Below are 16,749 nucleotides of genomic sequence, written 5' to 3'. Positions count from 1 at the left end.
TCGATTAGAATTTCAAATCACCATTTACTTCTCTTACTGCCTGTGCAGCTTCAGCGAATTTAGCTTTTTCTTCTTCAGTTAAAGAAATTGTTACAATGCTTTCTACACCGTTTTTCCCGATAATTGCAGGAACACCAAGACAGATATCGCTTTCGCCATATTCTCCGTCAAGCATTAATGAACAAGGGATCATTTTCTTTTGGTCACAAGCAATTGCCTGAACCATTACAGAAACTGCAGCACCCGGAGCGTACCAAGCTGAAGTTCCTAATAATTTTGTTAATGTAGCACCACCAACTTTAGTTTCTTCGATAACGTATTTTTGTTTTGCTTCGTCAAGAAACTCAGTTACAGGAACTCCGTTTCTTGTTGCTTTGCTTAATAGAGGTAACATTCCTGTATCACTGTGAGCTGCGATTACCATTCCGTCAACATCAGAAATTGGAGCTTCTAAAGCTTCAGCTAATCTGTATTTGAATCTTGCAGAATCTAAAGCACCACCCATACCGATGATTTTGTGCTTAGGAAGACCTGAAGTTTTATGTACCAAATAAGCCATAGTATCCATTGGATTAGAAACCACGATGATGATTACCTCAGGAGAATTTTTCACCAAGTTTTCGGTAACTTCTTTTACGATTCCAGCATTGATACCGATTAATTCTTCTCTGGTCATTCCCGGTTTTCTCGGGATACCAGAAGTGATAACTGCAACGTGAGAACCTGCTGTTTTGCTGTAATCTCCTGTTGTACCCGTAATTTTTGTATCAAATCCGTTCAAAGATGCAGTCTGCATCAAATCCATTGCTTTTCCTTCAGCAAAACCTTCTTTAATATCTACTAAAACTACTTCTGAACAGAAGTCTTTCATTGCGATGTATTCTGCACAACTTGCTCCTACAGCACCTGCACCTACTACGGTTACTTTCATAATATATTTATTTATTGTTTTTATTTGTATTATGGAACTTTATAGTTTCATAATGTACTTTTTATTATTTATTAGTTTAATTTTTTGCTTCCCAAATGTACAAATTCCCGAAAAATTGAGCAATCTTTCGGGAATTTAATTATATATGATATAAATTAGTTTACGTTTAGCAAAAACGTATATAATTTTTTAGCACCTTCCAATACTTCGTTGTAGTTTTTTTCAGTAACCTCGGTATCCAAAACCTCTTTGAAGTTTTTCCACATCGGCCCTGTATTTTCCTGGTAACAACCGAAGAAATTAAACGTTACATTATCAAAACCTTCTGTTTTAGAAAGCTGTTTTGCAATAACATTTCCACCTAAAGTAGAACCTTCAATGACATACATTGCTCCCAAAGCTTCGTAATCATTTGCCAACTCAAAATCGTGAGAAGCCGTTTGATTTTCTAAATCTAAACTTAACAGATCTTTTTCAATTAATGGAAGCTTTACCCTTTTGTCTAACTGAAGTTTTTCAGAGAATTTATCTGAAAGATTGGTGAATATCTTGTTTTCACTGTGAAGAAGCATCAGATAATTGGTATTGATGATTTTTTTGTAATCTTCTAAAGTGAAAGTTTTGCTGAAAATTTTATCAGAACTAAATAATTTCTCGGCTGCATCATGAAACTCGGCAGTGTTTTGTTTTAAATACTCAGATACCATTGTTTTTAGCGTTTAAATTTTCACAAATTTAGGCTTTTGAAACGTTAAAATAAAACAAGTACCCTCATGAGTGCTTTCATAGTCTACACTCCCGCCCAATCTATTCATAATTCTATGAACAATAGACAATCCTACTCCATTTCCTTTAAACTTTTTGGCATTATCCATCCTGTTGAAAATCTTAAACATTTTGTGTTTATTTTCCTCAGGAATTCCGATTCCGTTGTCTTTGATTCTATAAATGATTTTGTCGCCCTGTTCAGTTCCTTCGATTTCTATAATAGGCTGTTCCTGATCTGATGAATATTTCACAGCATTATTGATGATATTTAAAAATACCTGATGCAGCAATGTTTTATCTGCCAAAACTTCCGGGCATTCTTTGATTACGACAACACTTTTCTGTGTATCGTAAGTCATTTTTGCATTCTCTGTAATTTTCTGAATCGTTTGATTGGTCTCTATATTTTCAAGCTGAATCTCACTATGTTTTGCGCGGCTCAGCTGAAGAACATTCTGCATCATTTCTGCCATATTGTCGATTTCATCGATGATAGAATTGATTTTATTTTTATTCTTATCTGAGGTTTCTCCATAGCTTTTGAGAAGCATCTGAGCATTTAGTTTCATTACCGTAAGCGGAGTTCCCAGATCGTGTGAAATTGTGTACGAAAAACTATCCAGCTCTTCATTTACTTTTTTTAGCTGATCATTTAGTTTTTTAATGGTAATATACTGTTTATGCGAAGTTTCTAAAATCAAATCCCGGATCAGCTTTACCGCAATTAAATTTTTAGAACCCCATCTTTTTGAACTTCCTCTGATATTTTCGGTAAAAACTTCAAAAGACTGGCGAGGCGAAACAAACTGAGTTTCTATACCGTCTTTAGAAAAAACATCAACTTTTTTTTCAGGATTTCCGGCCCAGTTGATATGTTCGTCAAATTCTTTTCTGAACCAGATTAAAATTTCCTTTTTACTTCTTTCAATAAAATAAATGATAATTCCGGCAGTATCTGAATTTAAATTTAATTCCTGACCGTGATCTTTCAAAAAACTGTTGCTTACAAAAATGTTTTCAGACGTATTTTGATAAGCCCAATCTATAATATGATTAATAACTTCTTTATCCGGAGTGACACCATCTGTTACGATTTCGTTATCTGAAATAATTACCAGGCCGTCTGCTTTCGGTATTAATTTTAAATCTGTTTTATGCGCATTCAAAGAATTAAATAAACTTCCGTGTTTTAGAAATTCAGATTTCAGATAGCTTAATTTTTCATTGAGATCCAATCTGTATCCCAACTCTTTTTTAGCTTTGAAAGAAGAATAAGCATTCGAAGCCAGAACAGTGAAAATCCCTGCCTGTACACGATTTTCGAGATCAATATGTTTCGGCTCAGAATTTTGGCAAGTAACCAAGCCCCACAATTTATCATCAATAATAATAGAAATACTGAAGCTTGAAGAAGCCCCCGAATTTTTGATGTACTGACCATGAATAGGCGACATTGCTCTTAACGCCGAAAATGTGAGATCAATCTGCGTATCTTTAAGGCTTAAAATAGGAACAGGCTCGGTATAAACATTTGAAAATATTCTTTTTCTTTTCTTTTTATATAGTTCGCGCGCCTGTCTCGGAATATCGTGTTCGGGATAATGAAGTCCCAGGTAACTTTCGAGATGATTGTTGGTCTTCTCGGCAATTACTTTCCCGGAACCATCGTTCATAAACTTATAAACCATCACCCGGTCATAGCTAATAATATTGAACAGTGTAAGGAGAAGCTGATCCCAAATTTCCTGATCATTATCTACAATATAAAAATTATCGTATTTGTTGGTGATGCGCTTTTGAGAGTTTTCGGCAACTGCTTCAAACTCAAGATATATATAATCATTTGCGCGAAACACAGAAAAGTGAAACTGCTTTTCGCCTATAAAAATTTTATCAAAATAGGTTTCGTTTTCTCTCCTTTCAAGAAAATCTGCATCCTGAAAAATTTCAGAATTGATAACGTTCTGAAAAATCTCCGGAAAATGTGAAAGTTTTTGACCAAAAAGGTCTCTGGAGTTTTCCATTTTGAAAATCTCACTAATATTTTCACTGAAAAAAGAGATGGTAAGAGAAGCTGTGTCAATGCCAATCAAGTATCCAAAACTTTGTATATAGCCCGGAATATGGATGGGCTCATCATGACATTCTACAAAATTCATAGTAACTAATAAATATCAAAGGTACTTAATTTGTAATTCACAAAGACATATGTGGTATGTAATTAATTATCCGTCAAAGACAATTATTAACATTTAAAATTAATTAAATTATTTTATAATATTTATTAATTTAACACAATAATTCCTAACAAAAATTAATAATTATTAATTCCAAAATCCCTTATTATAGAATGAATCAAAATAAATACTTAATTCCTATTCAATTTCATTCTTTAATCCATTGATTTTTAACAAAGTAAAATGCTTTTTTTGTTTAAATAATCTATAGTTGTGAATATTATATGAATCGAAAGATTACACTTCTTTATCAAAGTAAAGCATATAGTATTTCCCTTTTTCATCCTGTCCCTGCTCCAGCATTTTTCGGTCTCCGTGAATATAAATATGGAAATTTTTATCTAACTTAATAATACTTTTGAAATGACGCTGCGTTTTTTTTACCGCTGCTTCACTAATCGGGAATTCTTCAGAAATATTAATCTGCATATCCTGCTCGTAATCGGTTTTAAAATTATTAAAACTCTCAATAACGTGCTCATCCACCAAAACTTCAGCAGCAAAATCATCCAGCTTAAATTCTTCTTTTTCTTTAAAAAAATTAATCGACTTATTTAAAAAATCCGCCTGATCTGCTTTTGAAACCTCAAACTCCTGCGGAAGTTGCTTCACAATATAATCTTTGTAAACCATCAAAGCTTCCTGCGTGTGAAAATATTCATCATCACGCTGTTTTACCTTCAGGAAATCTTCAAACCAATAGTACATATCTCCGTTTTTGTTATTATCAACCACAGAAAGTACATAACCATTTTCTTTATGATTATTATAAATAAGAGCTGCTTTATCGATTTTTGACAAGCTGATTCCCTGATCTTTTTCCAATTCGAAAGATTCGTTTTTAGGAAATATTTTTAAGAATGAATCTCTCTTTTCTGTTTTAAAAATTCCGATTTTATCCACTCTTTCGTCGCTTTCCCTTTCGTCTTCAAAGAAAACAATAAATAATTCTCCACCCTGAACCCGTGGATTTTCTGCCGCTTCGAAAAGATGTTTTGCAATATTCTCTGCTTCCCAAAGAAACTTCGCTTTGTCTTCAAAAATCTCAGAAACCGAACTAAAAACCGGATTGTTTACCAAATATGTATCGCTGTAAAACTGATACGTTTCTTCAGTTTTAAATGAACCTAAAAAATAATTTTCAAGCATTTCTACAGTACCTTCATCCAATTGAAGCTCTTCCTGAGAAAGTATAAGTGATTCTCCGTTGATTTTATTTCCGACTCTGTGGACTACAATTTTTGTAAACATCTTTGATTTTTATTGGACTGCAAATATATTTATTCTGAAAGTTAAAAAGGAATAAATTTTTGTTCTCACAGATTTTTTTGATTCATAAGACTTAAAATAGATAAAAATAAACGAGAATTAAATTTTGATATTAAAAAAAATACGAATCTCTTTAATTAGTGACACATTGGCTTTAACGTTTCGTTTGTCATTATTCAGGAAACCTAACAATATAGTTTTACGAAGTCAATCTCAACATTTTGAAAATAAAGCAGTTTTGATTTCTACGAAATGACATAGTGGGTGCTAATTTTAGCTTTATGATTAAAACGGATATTCATATGAAATGTGAACATCTGCTATTTTTTAAGTTTAATACAAAGTCAAATAAAGAATTTTTAAATAGTAAACCCTATTTAAGCTAAAACAAAGGTGTAAACTTAACCAAGAAAACCTAAGTTCTTTCAGTTATGACGGATTGTGGATTAATGGAAAAAATTTCATTACATAATTTAAACGTTTCATTACAAAACAATAAAAATCAATATCAATTAATCACATTAAAAATCAATGAATTAGATTTTAAATCACAAATAATAGAAATAATAATATTTTGAAATGACGATTAATAAACAGTTTTTAAAAAAAAATAAATTTTTTAAACTATTTTTAAAGAGAACCATTTTTTTAATATTAAATGAAAAACTTGGTACAGTTTTAGCTAATGTATGAATGTTCTAAAAAAAAATATCTAAAAATGAAAAATATTGAGAAGAAGGGAATTAATGAAAACGGGGCAATTGAACATTTAAAGGTATTTTATCCTTCACTGCAAAATGAAATTGAGAAACTTTCTGTGCAAAACAATTTTGCAGGCGTAATACAAACAACAGTAGATCATTTGAAAAATCTTTTACAGGAATCGAAGATCAACATTGTAAATCACAATATCAAAATGATGGACTGGCTTTACAGAAACGGAACAATTACTGTAAAACAAATGATTGAGAATCTATTTGTAAGATCTTTCAGAAGTTTTAAAAAGCAAACCGATATCCATCAATGGAATATTTTATATCAATATATGCCTTTAAGTTTCCAGAGAATTTATGTTAAGCAGACGAAAATGGACGAAGTATTATTCAAGAGACACTAAATCACATTATATATCACGAAAAATCCCGGGGCAATTACGCTTCGGGATTTTCTATTTTGAACAAATAAATTATTTTACAGAAAATTTAAAACGGCTCAATCTCAAAACTTGGGGACTAAGCAAAAAGTTTATATAATCTGAATAGGAAAAACGATTTATCCCTTACGCCTCGCAGCTGTAATCTGAAGTTTTTAATTTTTGCATTGAAAGATTCTGCTGAAGCATTTGTACTGCGTGCATTAAAGTAATTTAGAATACCATTATAGTTTAGCATTATTGTTTTCATTAAGGTGTTGAAAGATTTAAATCCGGATTCCTCAGCGTTCTTGAACCAGTGCGCCAGCTTGAGCATCGCCACCGATTTCGTGATATTTTGATTGTAAATTTTGCGAAGTCCATCAGACAGACTGTATGCTTTTTCCAAATCGGGATACTGATAAAATAAAATTTCCGCTCTGTGAGTTTGTTCCAGAGTCCATTTCTCTTTGCTTTTGTATAAGAGGTATCTGCTTCTTGCCAAAAGCTGTTTTCTGGTATCGCCATTGCTGAAAATTTCAATTTCTGTTTTTACTTCTTTTTCTTTAGATCTTTCCAAAAGCTCATTTTCCAGCTCAATAGCTTCCCAGCGGTGTTTTATTCTTATCTCCTGCAGCGCTTCGGTGGCAAGCTTCTGAACGTGGAAACGGTCTATAACCTGCGTTGCAGCCGGAAAACATCTTTTAGCAATCAGCTTCATTGAACCTGCCATATCAAGAGTGATTTCTTTAACTTTCATTCGTGTTTTTCTACTTAATTTTAAAAGATGTTCAATGACGGTTTCACTTTTTGTTCCCCTGATAACAGCAACAAGACATCCTTTTCTGCCTTTTGCCTTTTTTGAGGTTAAAACGGTGTAGAGTTCACCCTCGGAAAGTGCTACTTCGTCAATGGAGAGCTGTGATGAGATATTTTCAGGATAAAGAATCTGTTCTTCAGCATGCGGTTTTTGTTCCCAATCGTTAAAATTGCTGAGGCTTTGTTTATACTGCCTTTGGAATTTCTTACCATCCACGCCATACATCTCGCCAATTGTTTTGCAGGGAAGTGCTTTAGTATCGGCTGATTTTTTTTAAGAACTCGGCAAAATCCTGTGTCATGCGCGTTCCATTGGCAATAAGATTCCAGTCTCTCTGAATAATCTTTCCGGTTTTTGTTTCCGTCCATCTTCTGCGTTTAATATGGAGTTTTACGGTTTTTCCGCGGAGAGGAAAATCATCTGCCGTAATTTCAGGAACAAATCCTTTTGACTGCAAAATGAGTGTGGAAAACTCTTTGGGAGCTGTATTTTTCTCTTCAAAATAAATATGGAGAATTTTATTTTCCTCTTCAAATTTCACAATCTCAAAATGTTCAATCAAGAGTTCCGGTAAAAATAATTTAAAAAGTTCGGCATCGTTTAACATCCTGCAAAGTTATTATTTTATTTTGCTCCCCAAGTTTTGAGATTGATCCTTTAAAACCTTCCAGAAACATGAAAGGTTTTAAAAAATAGATAAAATATGAATGTATTAAATTGTGTATTGATTTTTACTGAACAATAATTTTAAAGTTACTGTTGATATTTTCTCCCGAGACATTCAGAATATAATTTCCTGAAACTTTTTTACCCGCAATATTTAAATTGAAAATTCCGTTTCCATTAGCTTTTACATTTTCTTTTACGATAACTTTTCCAGACATATCCATTATTGTAGCGGTTAAACTGGATTTTTTATACTCAGGAAGCTTAATATTGATCTGATCTTTTACAGGATTCGGATAGACAGAACCTACATTTTTACTGATGCTGAATTCTGAATTACTCAAAACTGCCTGATTGTACAAAGCAGAAATTTCTGTGGCAGATAAGGCATAATTGTACATTTTCAGTTCATCAAAAGCACCTTTGTAAGGAGCCGGAGCGTTAGTTGTAGCCTGAAATTCAAGCTCACCGATATTTCCGATGATTAAATCACTTGCTTCACCAATTCCGGTAACCGCAGTTTCATCACCTTCAGAACTCAAAACTCCATTGGTGTAAATTCTCATTTTATGAGCTGTAACATCTCTTTGAATCACAACATGAACCCAGTTATTGGTAAAATAATTGGCAATGGGAGACGTTATTTCTTTTTTCGTGATGTCATCATCAATCGCATAGCGTAGTTGACCACCTTTTATTTCTACATTAAAACGTTTTCCTGTAGCACCTGTCGTAAGATTTTTCGTGAAAGAACCTTTACACAACACATATAAACTTGTCGCCGAAGAAGTTGGAATCATAGTTACAGGAGCTTTCATCCAATACGAAACGGTAAAAGAATTGGTATTAAATAAAATCTGGTCCTGATGCGGAATACTTGCTATATAAGGAGTGTTGGGAGAAGTTGCCAAATCCAAGGCATAATTTTCTTTTCCGGGAACTCTTATGCTTGCATTGTCATAAGCAACATTCAAAGTTCCGTTATTGGCGTAAGATGTAAGATCTGCAATTTGTTCACCCGAAAAAGGAGCTTCTGAAAATGGCCAGTTCCCGACAAGACTTGGAGTGAGCGCACGGAAATTCCAGACATCTCCTGTCACTGCACCTAAAGAATTGGAAGAATCTATTCTCCAATAATAATTGGTTGCCGTATTTAAATTACTTAACTGATATGACGGTGTAGCAGAATAAGGAACTGTAGCTATATTGCTTAAATTTTGAGGATCTGTTCCAAAAAACACAGTATAATTGGTTGTGTTTGTACTTCCTGTCCATTTTAAAAGAAGATTTCCGTTGGCTAATTGTACATCATTAAATCCGTTTGAAGGATTCGGAGCAGTTGCTTTCGTAGGAGCTGAAGGAACAGGAGGCGTAGTAACAGAAGCATTCGGTGTATATACAGAAGAATCTGTAGCATTCACTGCTTTTACTCTGTAATAGTATTGCGTATTTGGAGTAAGCCCTGTTTCATTATAACTTGTAGTATTTGCAGGAAGTGTAGCGATCACCGTAAACGCAGTTCCGTTTAGTGAACGTTCTAAAACATAATGGGTTTCATTCGTTGCATTATCACTCCAGTTCACTGTAAGAGCGCTTGAAGCCGGAGTTCCAGAAGTTAAGGCATTGGTAAAATTCGTACCAGTAGGCGGAATAACAAAATCCGGAGCAGGAGTATTTGGTAAACCATTAATGTAAACCTCAATATTCAGATAAGGTGCATTGGTAGAACTTACAGCCAAAGCATCGGCAACATTAGGATTCAGACCATGTGAAATTTCCCATGCATCGGGCATTCCGTCATTGTCTGTATCTAAAGGAGCCGGAGCGCCATAAATATGCCCTGCTCCACCGTTGGTAAATCCAAACTGGGTCGTTAAATCAGTTTGTACATACACATAAGTCGCTGTTGTTCCTTTTGATTGTAAATCTGAAACCATCAACTGATCTACCTGATCACGTTTAGGGTAAGATGCTCCAACGCCTGCAATAATATTATCGAATGCACCTTGAGCAGTCAGAGTTGGATTTTTCATCGGATAATCATATGAGGTTGACTGAATTGCCGTTACATCACCAACCGGATAACCCGTCAAATCCTGTGGAACTAAAGTTCCGTCTAAAATTCCGTTTTTATTATTATCAAAATAATTTCCGGAGCCATATAGATTGAAATTGGCATTTCCAACGCTGAAAGGTGTCGTAACTGTACCGCTTGTATTCGGCCCTCCGATAAAATAATTATTGATGATATTCACAAAAGAAGCTCCCGCAGAATCTCCGCCCATAATGTACGCTTCACCAGATTGTGTGTGACCATAGGTGTTTCCGTAATTTCCCCAGTTGTAAACAACATTGTTTACAAACTCATTAATTCCTTTTACTTTATTATTCCGGGTTTTATTACAGATGTATAAATTTCCGATCAAACTGATTTTTCCGCCTGCAGAAGGCTGCATTAATCCACCTGCAGAATGATTGTGACGGTGCAATCCTTGTCCGATAATAGAATTTTGGATGGTAATATTATCCGGACTGTTCCCGTTATTATCCCAATTGATAGAGAAAACCTCATCAGTTCCCCAAGTAAAAGTCATGTGATCCAGAATGATGTTTGCTCCGTTTGAAATTCCTGATGCATCCTGATTTTGAGCGGTTCCGCCATAACGGAGACGCATAAATCTTGCAATCGTATTATTAGATCCAGAAAATGAAACCCGCGGTCCTAAAAATAAAATTCCTTCTCCAGGCGCGGTTTGTCCGGCAATTGTTGTGTTGCTTGCAACAGCGACAACAGATTGCAAATTGACAATACCACCCACTTTAAAGATCACAAATCTTCCAGGCTGACTCACCGCGTCACGGAAGGATCCTGCTCCACTGTCATTTAAATTCGTAACGAGATAAATTTGAGGATTGGCTGCTCCTCTTGCTCCTGTTGTAAATCTGCCAAAACCGGTAGCTTCCGGAAATGCCAAAGTCTGAGCATTTAGATCAACTGTGGATAAGGTAATTCCACAAAGCAGTAAAGATTTAAAAGCCTGCTTAAAAAGTAAGGATTTTTTCATGAATATTAATTTTGTGTGAACTAATCTACCAACAAACCCAAACTGAAGCATCCTGCCCCATCCTGCTACGCTCTACATATCAAATGATTATAAATGAAACATTGAAAAACAATTGAGATCTAGCTATCTAAATTTTTATAAATAAATCTTTGACTATATTTATTATTTTTGGATTACAAATTTCTTTGATAATATTGCGTTTAAACATCTACAAACTGATTGATAATAAGTTATGAAAATTCTTTACATTCTTTTTTTGTTTCAATTATTTTCATGTAATGAAAATAAACCAAAGCATTCTTTAAATCAGAATACAACTATAACTGAGAAACAAATTCAGGAGTATAAAGTACTTAATTTCAGAAGAACTTACGTAGGTCATGAAAATTTACCCGAAAAAGAATTAAAGAAATTACATGAATCAAATCCAACTTTGTTGGTACAAGAAGATTCAGAAATTCTTAGAAAATTAAACGAGTTGAAAATTTTGGAAGATAATAATTTACTGGTATCGAAATTTGATAATAAAAAATTAAATAAAGCCTATTTAGATCATGAAAATGTAATAGAAATTACCTGTAAATATGATTCACTAAATTATTCTGAAATTAAACTTTCAATACAAAACGGAACTAAAAAAGCTTTGAAAACATTAGATTTTAAAGGAGATCATATAGTCGGAATTATCCTGAAAGATATAGATAATGATAACGTTAAAGAAATTCTTATTCTTAGGTACTATTATATTATGAATGGAGATAATTTTGATCTGTGGGTTTTGAAATATCAATAAAATGGATTTCTTCTAAGATCTAAAAAATTTGTTTTTCCATAACTTTAAATATTATTACAAGAAACGAACCTAGTACTTTTACGAAATTAAATAAGAGTAAAGTTTACAAGCCTTTAATTATACAAATCATATATGGCAACAAAAAATAAAACTACAGAAACTCAAGTTGATGTCACAGATTTCATCAATTCATTTGTTGATAATGAGCAGAAAAAACAAGACAGTTTTCAACTAATCGAACTTATGAAAAAATGGTCAGGTTTTGAGCCTAAAATGTGGGGTCCGACGATGATCGGTTTTGGAAGCTATCACTACAAATATGCGAGCGGATATGAAGGAGATGCCATGATTATTGGTTTTTCGCCCAGAAAAGCACAGTTTTCACTCTATGTTGCAGCTCCCGGAGAGGAAAATCAAAAACTGCTCGAAAAATTAGGGAAAATAAAAATGGCGAAAGCCTGTATTTATTTCAAAAAATTATCAGATTTAAATCTTGAGGTTTTAGAAATTTTAAGCAAAGCAACCATCCAATATATCAGCGAAAATAATGAGTGTGCTTGCAGAATTCCCGATTAAATATTAAAAAAACCTAACTTTTCACCAAGCAAACTAACAAGCAAATTGACAAAATGATCAACATTTACCGTAGAACCGCAATTATTGAAGGAATTTCGTATTTAATTTTACTCTTCATAGCGATGCCCATAAAATACATTCTTAAAATTTCAGAACCTGTAAAATATTTTGGCTGGATTCATGGCGTTTTATTTCTAATTTACATGGTCATTCTCATTATTGCTTCTATAAAATATAAATGGAGCATCAAAAGAATCGCAATCTACCTTATCGGCTCTGTTTTACCGTTTGTTCCTTTTATTTTAGATAAAAATTTAAAGAAAGAATATCAATCTCAGAATAATTGATATTTAAATGTAATGAAATGGCTTACTCGTTTTGTTCATTTTCCCTTATTAAAGAAATAAAATTCCGGCTAATTCATTTATCTTTACGCCAAATTAAACTAAAGTTAAAGCTGGATGGATAAGAGCAATTTGTTAATTATTGTAACGGTCATTTCTTTGTTCATTGCCTTTTTTCTTGCCTTTTTTCTTCTCACCGTAAAGAACAGAAACAAACTCAGCAATTCGCTTTTTGCATTTTATCTGATTCTTATTGCGATAGACGTAAGTGAGCCGATATTCAGTCTGATTATTAATCGTCCTTCAAATTTGGGAATGTTCAGAGGTACATTTGCATTTTTACAGATTCCTGTTTTTTATCTTTATGTGATGTCGGTTTGCTACTCAGATTTTAGGCTGAAAACAAAACATTTTTTTCACATTCTACCCTTTTTGTTAGTAAATATTATTCTGATTCCGAATTTTTATTCTGTTGATCTTATTTCTAAATTTGATTTTATCAAAAATCGACAAAATATGATTGAGTTTCAATTCATTCATATTTTAATTCACATTCAGTTGACCGCTTATATTATTGCTGTTTTTTTGCTTTTAAGAAGAACAAAAAAACTTTATCTGGAAAATTTTGCCGGCACAAATGTTCATTCTTATCATTGGTTGTTCCAGTTTACAATTGTTCTCACTGTTTTGTATTCGGTAGCACTTTTGAAAAATATTTTTAAATTTTCAGCTTACCCCGAAGTTTCCGAATGGATAAAAATTATCGGTTTGGTTTTGCAGATGTTTATTGTCTGCTGGTATTTGTATAAAGCATTAAATCATCCTGATTTATTCAGAAATATCGATTCTAAACTAAAGCTCGTTTCCGATATTATTTCAGAAGAAAAAAACATTGAATCATCATTTATAAATGAAAAAGAACACAATGAAGATTTAGTGAAACTGCAAAAATATATGGCTGATGAAAAACCATTTTTAGACCCGTCAGTTACCATTCAGAATATCTCCGAAAACATCAAAATTCCTGTTCGGGAATTATCTGTTTTAATTAACCATCAATTAGGTCAGCATTTTTATGATTTTGTAAATACATATCGTATTGAATATGCAATGGAAATCTTAAAAAATCCGGCAAAAACTAAAGTTACCGTTCTCGAAATCTTGTATGAAGCAGGATTTAATTCTAAATCTTCATTCAATACTGCATTTAAAAAACATACAGGAAATACACCTACCTCTTACCGCAAAGCACTATAAAACAATACTTTGTAATTACTCGTACGTTTTAATTTCATCATTCGAACTCATTTTTTATCAAAAATCCGTTTGACTGCATTTATTCGGTCGTGTAAAATTCAGTTCTTCTGCACATTTGTACCATAATTTTAAAACAAGGTACAATGAGAACTACATTCACACTTTTAGCAGCATTATTATTCGTCAGTAATTTTGCTTTTTGTCAGGACTTTTCTAAAAAGATTGACTCTATTATTAAAGCCAGTTACAACAAAAATCCGGATGTTGGAATCAGTGTTGGTTTCGTCAGCAACAACAAAGAATTCTATACTTCTTATGGAAAACTGAGCAAGGAAAGTAAAGTCGATATTGATAAAAATTCAATCTTCGAAATTGCTTCTATCACCAAAATCTTAACCGGAAATATGATTGCTCAGGCTTTTTTGGAAAAGAAATTAAAACTGGATGATTACATTGATAATTATCTTCCTGAGCAATATATTCTGCAAAAAAACCTTGAGAATAAAATCAAAATTTCAGATTTAGCTTCACACCAATCAGGCTTACCGGATTTTGATTTTCAGAAATTAATTGAAATAAACTCTCAACAACCGATAAACAGCGTTACAAAAGAATCATTAGCAATGATGATTAATCAATCTACAGACCTCATCGATTATGGAAAATTCAGATATTCAAATATTAATTTTACGCTGTTGGGACAGATTTTAGAAAAAATATATGGTAAAAGTTATGATGAAATTATCAGAGAAAAAATATTAAAACCCGCAAAAATGTACAATACATTGACGAAAGATTTCAATGTGAAAAATATTACAACAGGCTATAATCCTGAAGGAGGGGCTCAAGAGTTTTTCTTGTGGAATGTAACCGCACCTGCAGGATTGGTGAAATCTAATGCTTCTGATATGACGAAATATCTTAAAGCACTTTTAACGAACGGAAATTTAATTTCAAACGCAGCATTATCAGCCGAAAAAATCTATTACAAAGATGAAAAACGTGAAATGGGACTAGGTTTTAATATCAATACTGAAGATAATGATACTATTTTCTTAAAATCCGGTGATTCTATGGGACAATCTTCCATCATCTGTTACAACAGAGACAAAAACTGGGGAATCATTATTCTTTTAAATCAAAGAAACCCAAAAATGAGACAGGATTTGCTGAATCAGATTTATGAAACGGTTTTGAAATAAAACCGTTTCATATTTTGAAAAAATTCATTTTACGGAACTTTAGCTGTAATTTTGTATTTAAAATTAAAAAAAGTGATTGAAGATTATTTTCGCAGTTTCAATATATTTAAAGAAGAAGAAATCAGAGGTTTTGTTCCGTTATTTGAAGTCAGAAAACTTTCAAAAAACGATTTCTTTGCCAATGAAGGCGAAAAGTGTAATGAAGTTGCTTTTATTAAATCAGGAATTTTCCGTTCATACTATTCCACTTCAGAGGGAAATGATATCACGTATTGTTTTAGATTTCCAAATGATATGCTTGCTTCTTATTCTTCATTTATCACCGGAAATCCAAGTTTAGAAACTCTACAAGCGATTTCACCGGCAGAATTATTGGTTATCGGAAAAGAAACGATTGAGAAACTCTCAGACAACAGTTATCATTGGACGATGTTTTTGAAAATAATTGCTGAACAAAATTATATTGAACTTGAAAAACGAATTTTTCAGCTTCAAAAAGAAACTGCTATCCAAAGATATACTGCTTTAGTTGAAAATCAACCCGAATTTATACAGCAGATTCCATTACAATATCTTGCTTCTTATCTCAACATTACGCAAAGGCATTTGAGCAGAATCCGGAAAGAAATTACTTTTTAGACATTTGTCCTGCGACAGGAAAACTGCCCGAACTATTTTTGCCATATTAATCAATGAATATGAAAAAAATAGTCATAATAAACGGCCATCCGAATAAAGAATCTTTCAATTTTGGAATTTCCCAAGCTTACAAAGAATCAGCTGAAGAATCAGGAGCTGATGTGAAAGAAATTGTGATCGCTGATTTAAAATTTAATCCGAATCTACAATTTGGTTATCAAAAAAGAACCGAATTAGAGCCAGATTTGCTTCAAGCCTGGGAAACCATACAATGGGCAGATCATTTGGTTTGGGTACATCCCGTTTGGTGGGGCGGTTTACCTGCAATTACCAAAGGATTTATAGACCGACTTTTTTTACCGGGATTTGCTTTTCAATACAGAGAAAATTCGATTTTCTGGGATAAATTATTGAGAGGAAAATCTGCCAGAATCATAACAACACTCGACCAACCAGGCTGGATTTACAGACTTTTATTTGGCAGACCAAGCGTTAATCAACTCAAAAAATCCACACTTCAGTTTTGTGGCATTAATCCTGTAAAAGTTACTTACATTGGTGTTATTAAAACTTCTGATGAAAAAACACGAACCAAGTGGCTTGATAAAATTAAAAGTTTAGGAAAAAAGAATAAATAATCTTAAAATTTAAGATGAATACATAAACTAATCTTATCAAGTTTGGGAATGATTTCTTAAATCCAAACTCTTGATATTTTTGATCCTATTACACGTTTTAAATCTTTAATGGGAAAATTCAAATATGGATTTTTTTTATTGAAATTTTTGCATAAGCAGCTTTATATTTTTTATATAAAATCATACGCCAAAGATTATGAACTCTGAAAATGATATGAGATTTACATCCTTTAAATCTTAAAAAATTTCATATATTTTAAATAATTGCTTTGACTGAAAAAATCAAATAATATCATAAAAAAAATTAATTATGTTAAATTAACATTAATTTAATTTAAAATAATTCAGATTATTGATTATTAAACGATAAAAATTTAAAAAAATCCATATATTCGCAAAACGATAAGTAATA

General features: G+C 32.6%; 15 protein-coding genes. 8 read left to right on the top strand and 7 right to left on the bottom strand.

Annotated features, from left to right (window positions below; all coding sequences use genetic code 11):
- Positions 1-4: 4 nt before the first annotated feature.
- The 4 genes from ACOOWA_RS12120 to ACOOWA_RS12105 all read right to left on the bottom strand — a co-directional run bounded on the left by ACOOWA_RS12120 (position 5) and on the right by ACOOWA_RS12105 (position 5,187).
- Complete coding sequence (locus tag ACOOWA_RS12120) at positions 5-931, bottom strand: malate dehydrogenase (protein WP_074229525.1); 927 nt, start codon at positions 929-931, stop codon at positions 5-7.
- Between the two features lie 155 nt (positions 932-1,086).
- Positions 1,087-1,638 carry a biliverdin-producing heme oxygenase gene (locus ACOOWA_RS12115; RefSeq protein WP_421375521.1) on the bottom strand — a complete coding sequence of 184 codons (552 nt, stop codon included), beginning with the start codon at positions 1,636-1,638 and terminating at the stop codon, positions 1,087-1,089.
- A 12-nt stretch (positions 1,639-1,650) separates the two neighbouring features.
- On the bottom strand, positions 1,651-3,858 hold the full coding sequence (locus ACOOWA_RS12110; RefSeq protein ID WP_421375519.1) for an ATP-binding protein: 2,208 nt from the start codon (positions 3,856-3,858) through the stop codon (positions 1,651-1,653).
- Positions 3,859-4,173: 315 nt separating this feature from the next.
- A complete protein-coding gene (locus tag ACOOWA_RS12105; protein WP_421375518.1) occupies positions 4,174-5,187 on the bottom strand; it encodes a nucleoid-associated protein in 1,014 nt (337 codons plus the stop codon).
- Positions 5,188-5,923: 736 nt separating this feature from the next.
- On the opposite strand from ACOOWA_RS12105, the gene ACOOWA_RS12100 reads away from it, so the two are divergent.
- Positions 5,924-6,322 (top strand): DUF7674 family protein, encoded by a 399-nt coding sequence (locus ACOOWA_RS12100; protein WP_421375517.1) that lies wholly within the window; start codon positions 5,924-5,926, stop codon positions 6,320-6,322.
- A gap of 115 nt (positions 6,323-6,437) precedes the next feature.
- Here ACOOWA_RS12100 and ACOOWA_RS12095 read toward each other — a convergent pair whose 3' ends face one another.
- From ACOOWA_RS12095 to ACOOWA_RS12085, 3 genes are all read right to left on the bottom strand, one after another.
- Positions 6,438-7,382, bottom strand: coding sequence for an ISAon1 family transposase (locus tag ACOOWA_RS12095; RefSeq protein ID WP_421373631.1), 945 nt, complete (start codon positions 7,380-7,382; stop codon positions 6,438-6,440).
- 28 nt (positions 7,383-7,410) lie between these two features.
- Positions 7,411-7,764 carry an ISAon1 family transposase N-terminal region protein gene (locus ACOOWA_RS12090; RefSeq protein WP_421373629.1) on the bottom strand — a complete coding sequence of 118 codons (354 nt, stop codon included), beginning with the start codon at positions 7,762-7,764 and terminating at the stop codon, positions 7,411-7,413.
- A gap of 124 nt (positions 7,765-7,888) precedes the next feature.
- Positions 7,889-10,888, bottom strand: a complete 3,000-nt coding sequence (locus ACOOWA_RS12085) for a LamG-like jellyroll fold domain-containing protein (protein ID WP_421375515.1) — start codon at positions 10,886-10,888, stop codon at positions 7,889-7,891.
- A 232-nt stretch (positions 10,889-11,120) separates the two neighbouring features.
- Here ACOOWA_RS12085 and ACOOWA_RS12080 point away from each other — a divergent pair, with 232 nt between their 5' ends.
- From ACOOWA_RS12080 to ACOOWA_RS12050, 7 genes are all read left to right on the top strand, one after another.
- Complete coding sequence (locus tag ACOOWA_RS12080) at positions 11,121-11,681, top strand: hypothetical protein (protein ID WP_421375513.1); 561 nt, start codon at positions 11,121-11,123, stop codon at positions 11,679-11,681.
- Between the two features lie 132 nt (positions 11,682-11,813).
- On the top strand, positions 11,814-12,257 hold the full coding sequence (locus tag ACOOWA_RS12075) for a DUF1801 domain-containing protein (protein ID WP_421375512.1): 444 nt from the start codon (positions 11,814-11,816) through the stop codon (positions 12,255-12,257).
- 53 nt (positions 12,258-12,310) lie between these two features.
- Positions 12,311-12,604 (top strand): DUF3817 domain-containing protein, encoded by a 294-nt coding sequence (locus ACOOWA_RS12070; protein WP_421375511.1) that lies wholly within the window; start codon positions 12,311-12,313, stop codon positions 12,602-12,604.
- Positions 12,605-12,718: 114 nt separating this feature from the next.
- Entirely contained in the window at positions 12,719-13,858 is a 1,140-nt protein-coding gene (locus ACOOWA_RS12065) for a helix-turn-helix domain-containing protein (RefSeq protein ID WP_421375510.1), read from the top strand.
- A gap of 143 nt (positions 13,859-14,001) precedes the next feature.
- The gene (locus ACOOWA_RS12060; RefSeq protein WP_421375509.1) at positions 14,002-15,060 is read left to right on the top strand and encodes a serine hydrolase domain-containing protein; all 1,059 of its coding nucleotides are present in this window, start codon (positions 14,002-14,004) and stop codon (positions 15,058-15,060) included.
- A gap of 72 nt (positions 15,061-15,132) precedes the next feature.
- On the top strand, positions 15,133-15,699 hold the full coding sequence (locus ACOOWA_RS12055; RefSeq protein WP_421375507.1) for a Crp/Fnr family transcriptional regulator: 567 nt from the start codon (positions 15,133-15,135) through the stop codon (positions 15,697-15,699).
- A 59-nt stretch (positions 15,700-15,758) separates the two neighbouring features.
- The gene (locus ACOOWA_RS12050) at positions 15,759-16,337 is read left to right on the top strand and encodes an NAD(P)H-dependent oxidoreductase (RefSeq protein WP_421375505.1); all 579 of its coding nucleotides are present in this window, start codon (positions 15,759-15,761) and stop codon (positions 16,335-16,337) included.
- The last annotated feature ends 412 nt before the right edge of the window (positions 16,338-16,749 follow it).

This window comes from Chryseobacterium sp. GP-SGM7 (assembly GCF_049166575.1).
Lineage (GTDB): Bacteria > Bacteroidota > Bacteroidia > Flavobacteriales > Weeksellaceae > Chryseobacterium.
This window is presented reverse-complemented; position numbering and strand designations above follow the sequence as displayed.

What these genes read in the sequence shown, in the direction of transcription:
- ACOOWA_RS12095 (WP_421373631.1), bottom strand. Translation starts at nt 7,382, where the DNA reads ATGTATGGCGTGGATGGTAAGAAATTCCAAAGGCAGTATAAACAAAGC.
- ACOOWA_RS12085 (WP_421375515.1), bottom strand. Translation starts at nt 10,888, where the DNA reads ATGAAAAAATCCTTACTTTTTAAGCAGGCTTTTAAATCTTTACTGCTT.
- ACOOWA_RS12075 (WP_421375512.1), top strand. Translation starts at nt 11,814, where the DNA reads ATGGCAACAAAAAATAAAACTACAGAAACTCAAGTTGATGTCACAGAT.
- ACOOWA_RS12065 (WP_421375510.1), top strand. Translation starts at nt 12,719, where the DNA reads ATGGATAAGAGCAATTTGTTAATTATTGTAACGGTCATTTCTTTGTTC.
- ACOOWA_RS12100 (WP_421375517.1), top strand. Translation starts at nt 5,924, where the DNA reads ATGAAAAATATTGAGAAGAAGGGAATTAATGAAAACGGGGCAATTGAA.
- ACOOWA_RS12090 (WP_421373629.1), bottom strand. Translation starts at nt 7,764, where the DNA reads ATGTTAAACGATGCCGAACTTTTTAAATTATTTTTACCGGAACTCTTG.
- ACOOWA_RS12105 (WP_421375518.1), bottom strand. Translation starts at nt 5,187, where the DNA reads ATGTTTACAAAAATTGTAGTCCACAGAGTCGGAAATAAAATCAACGGA.
- ACOOWA_RS12080 (WP_421375513.1), top strand. Translation starts at nt 11,121, where the DNA reads ATGAAAATTCTTTACATTCTTTTTTTGTTTCAATTATTTTCATGTAAT.
- ACOOWA_RS12120 (WP_074229525.1), bottom strand. Translation starts at nt 931, where the DNA reads ATGAAAGTAACCGTAGTAGGTGCAGGTGCTGTAGGAGCAAGTTGTGCA.
- ACOOWA_RS12060 (WP_421375509.1), top strand. Translation starts at nt 14,002, where the DNA reads ATGAGAACTACATTCACACTTTTAGCAGCATTATTATTCGTCAGTAAT.
- ACOOWA_RS12115 (WP_421375521.1), bottom strand. Translation starts at nt 1,638, where the DNA reads ATGGTATCTGAGTATTTAAAACAAAACACTGCCGAGTTTCATGATGCA.
- ACOOWA_RS12110 (WP_421375519.1), bottom strand. Translation starts at nt 3,858, where the DNA reads ATGAATTTTGTAGAATGTCATGATGAGCCCATCCATATTCCGGGCTAT.
- ACOOWA_RS12070 (WP_421375511.1), top strand. Translation starts at nt 12,311, where the DNA reads ATGATCAACATTTACCGTAGAACCGCAATTATTGAAGGAATTTCGTAT.
- ACOOWA_RS12050 (WP_421375505.1), top strand. Translation starts at nt 15,759, where the DNA reads ATGAAAAAAATAGTCATAATAAACGGCCATCCGAATAAAGAATCTTTC.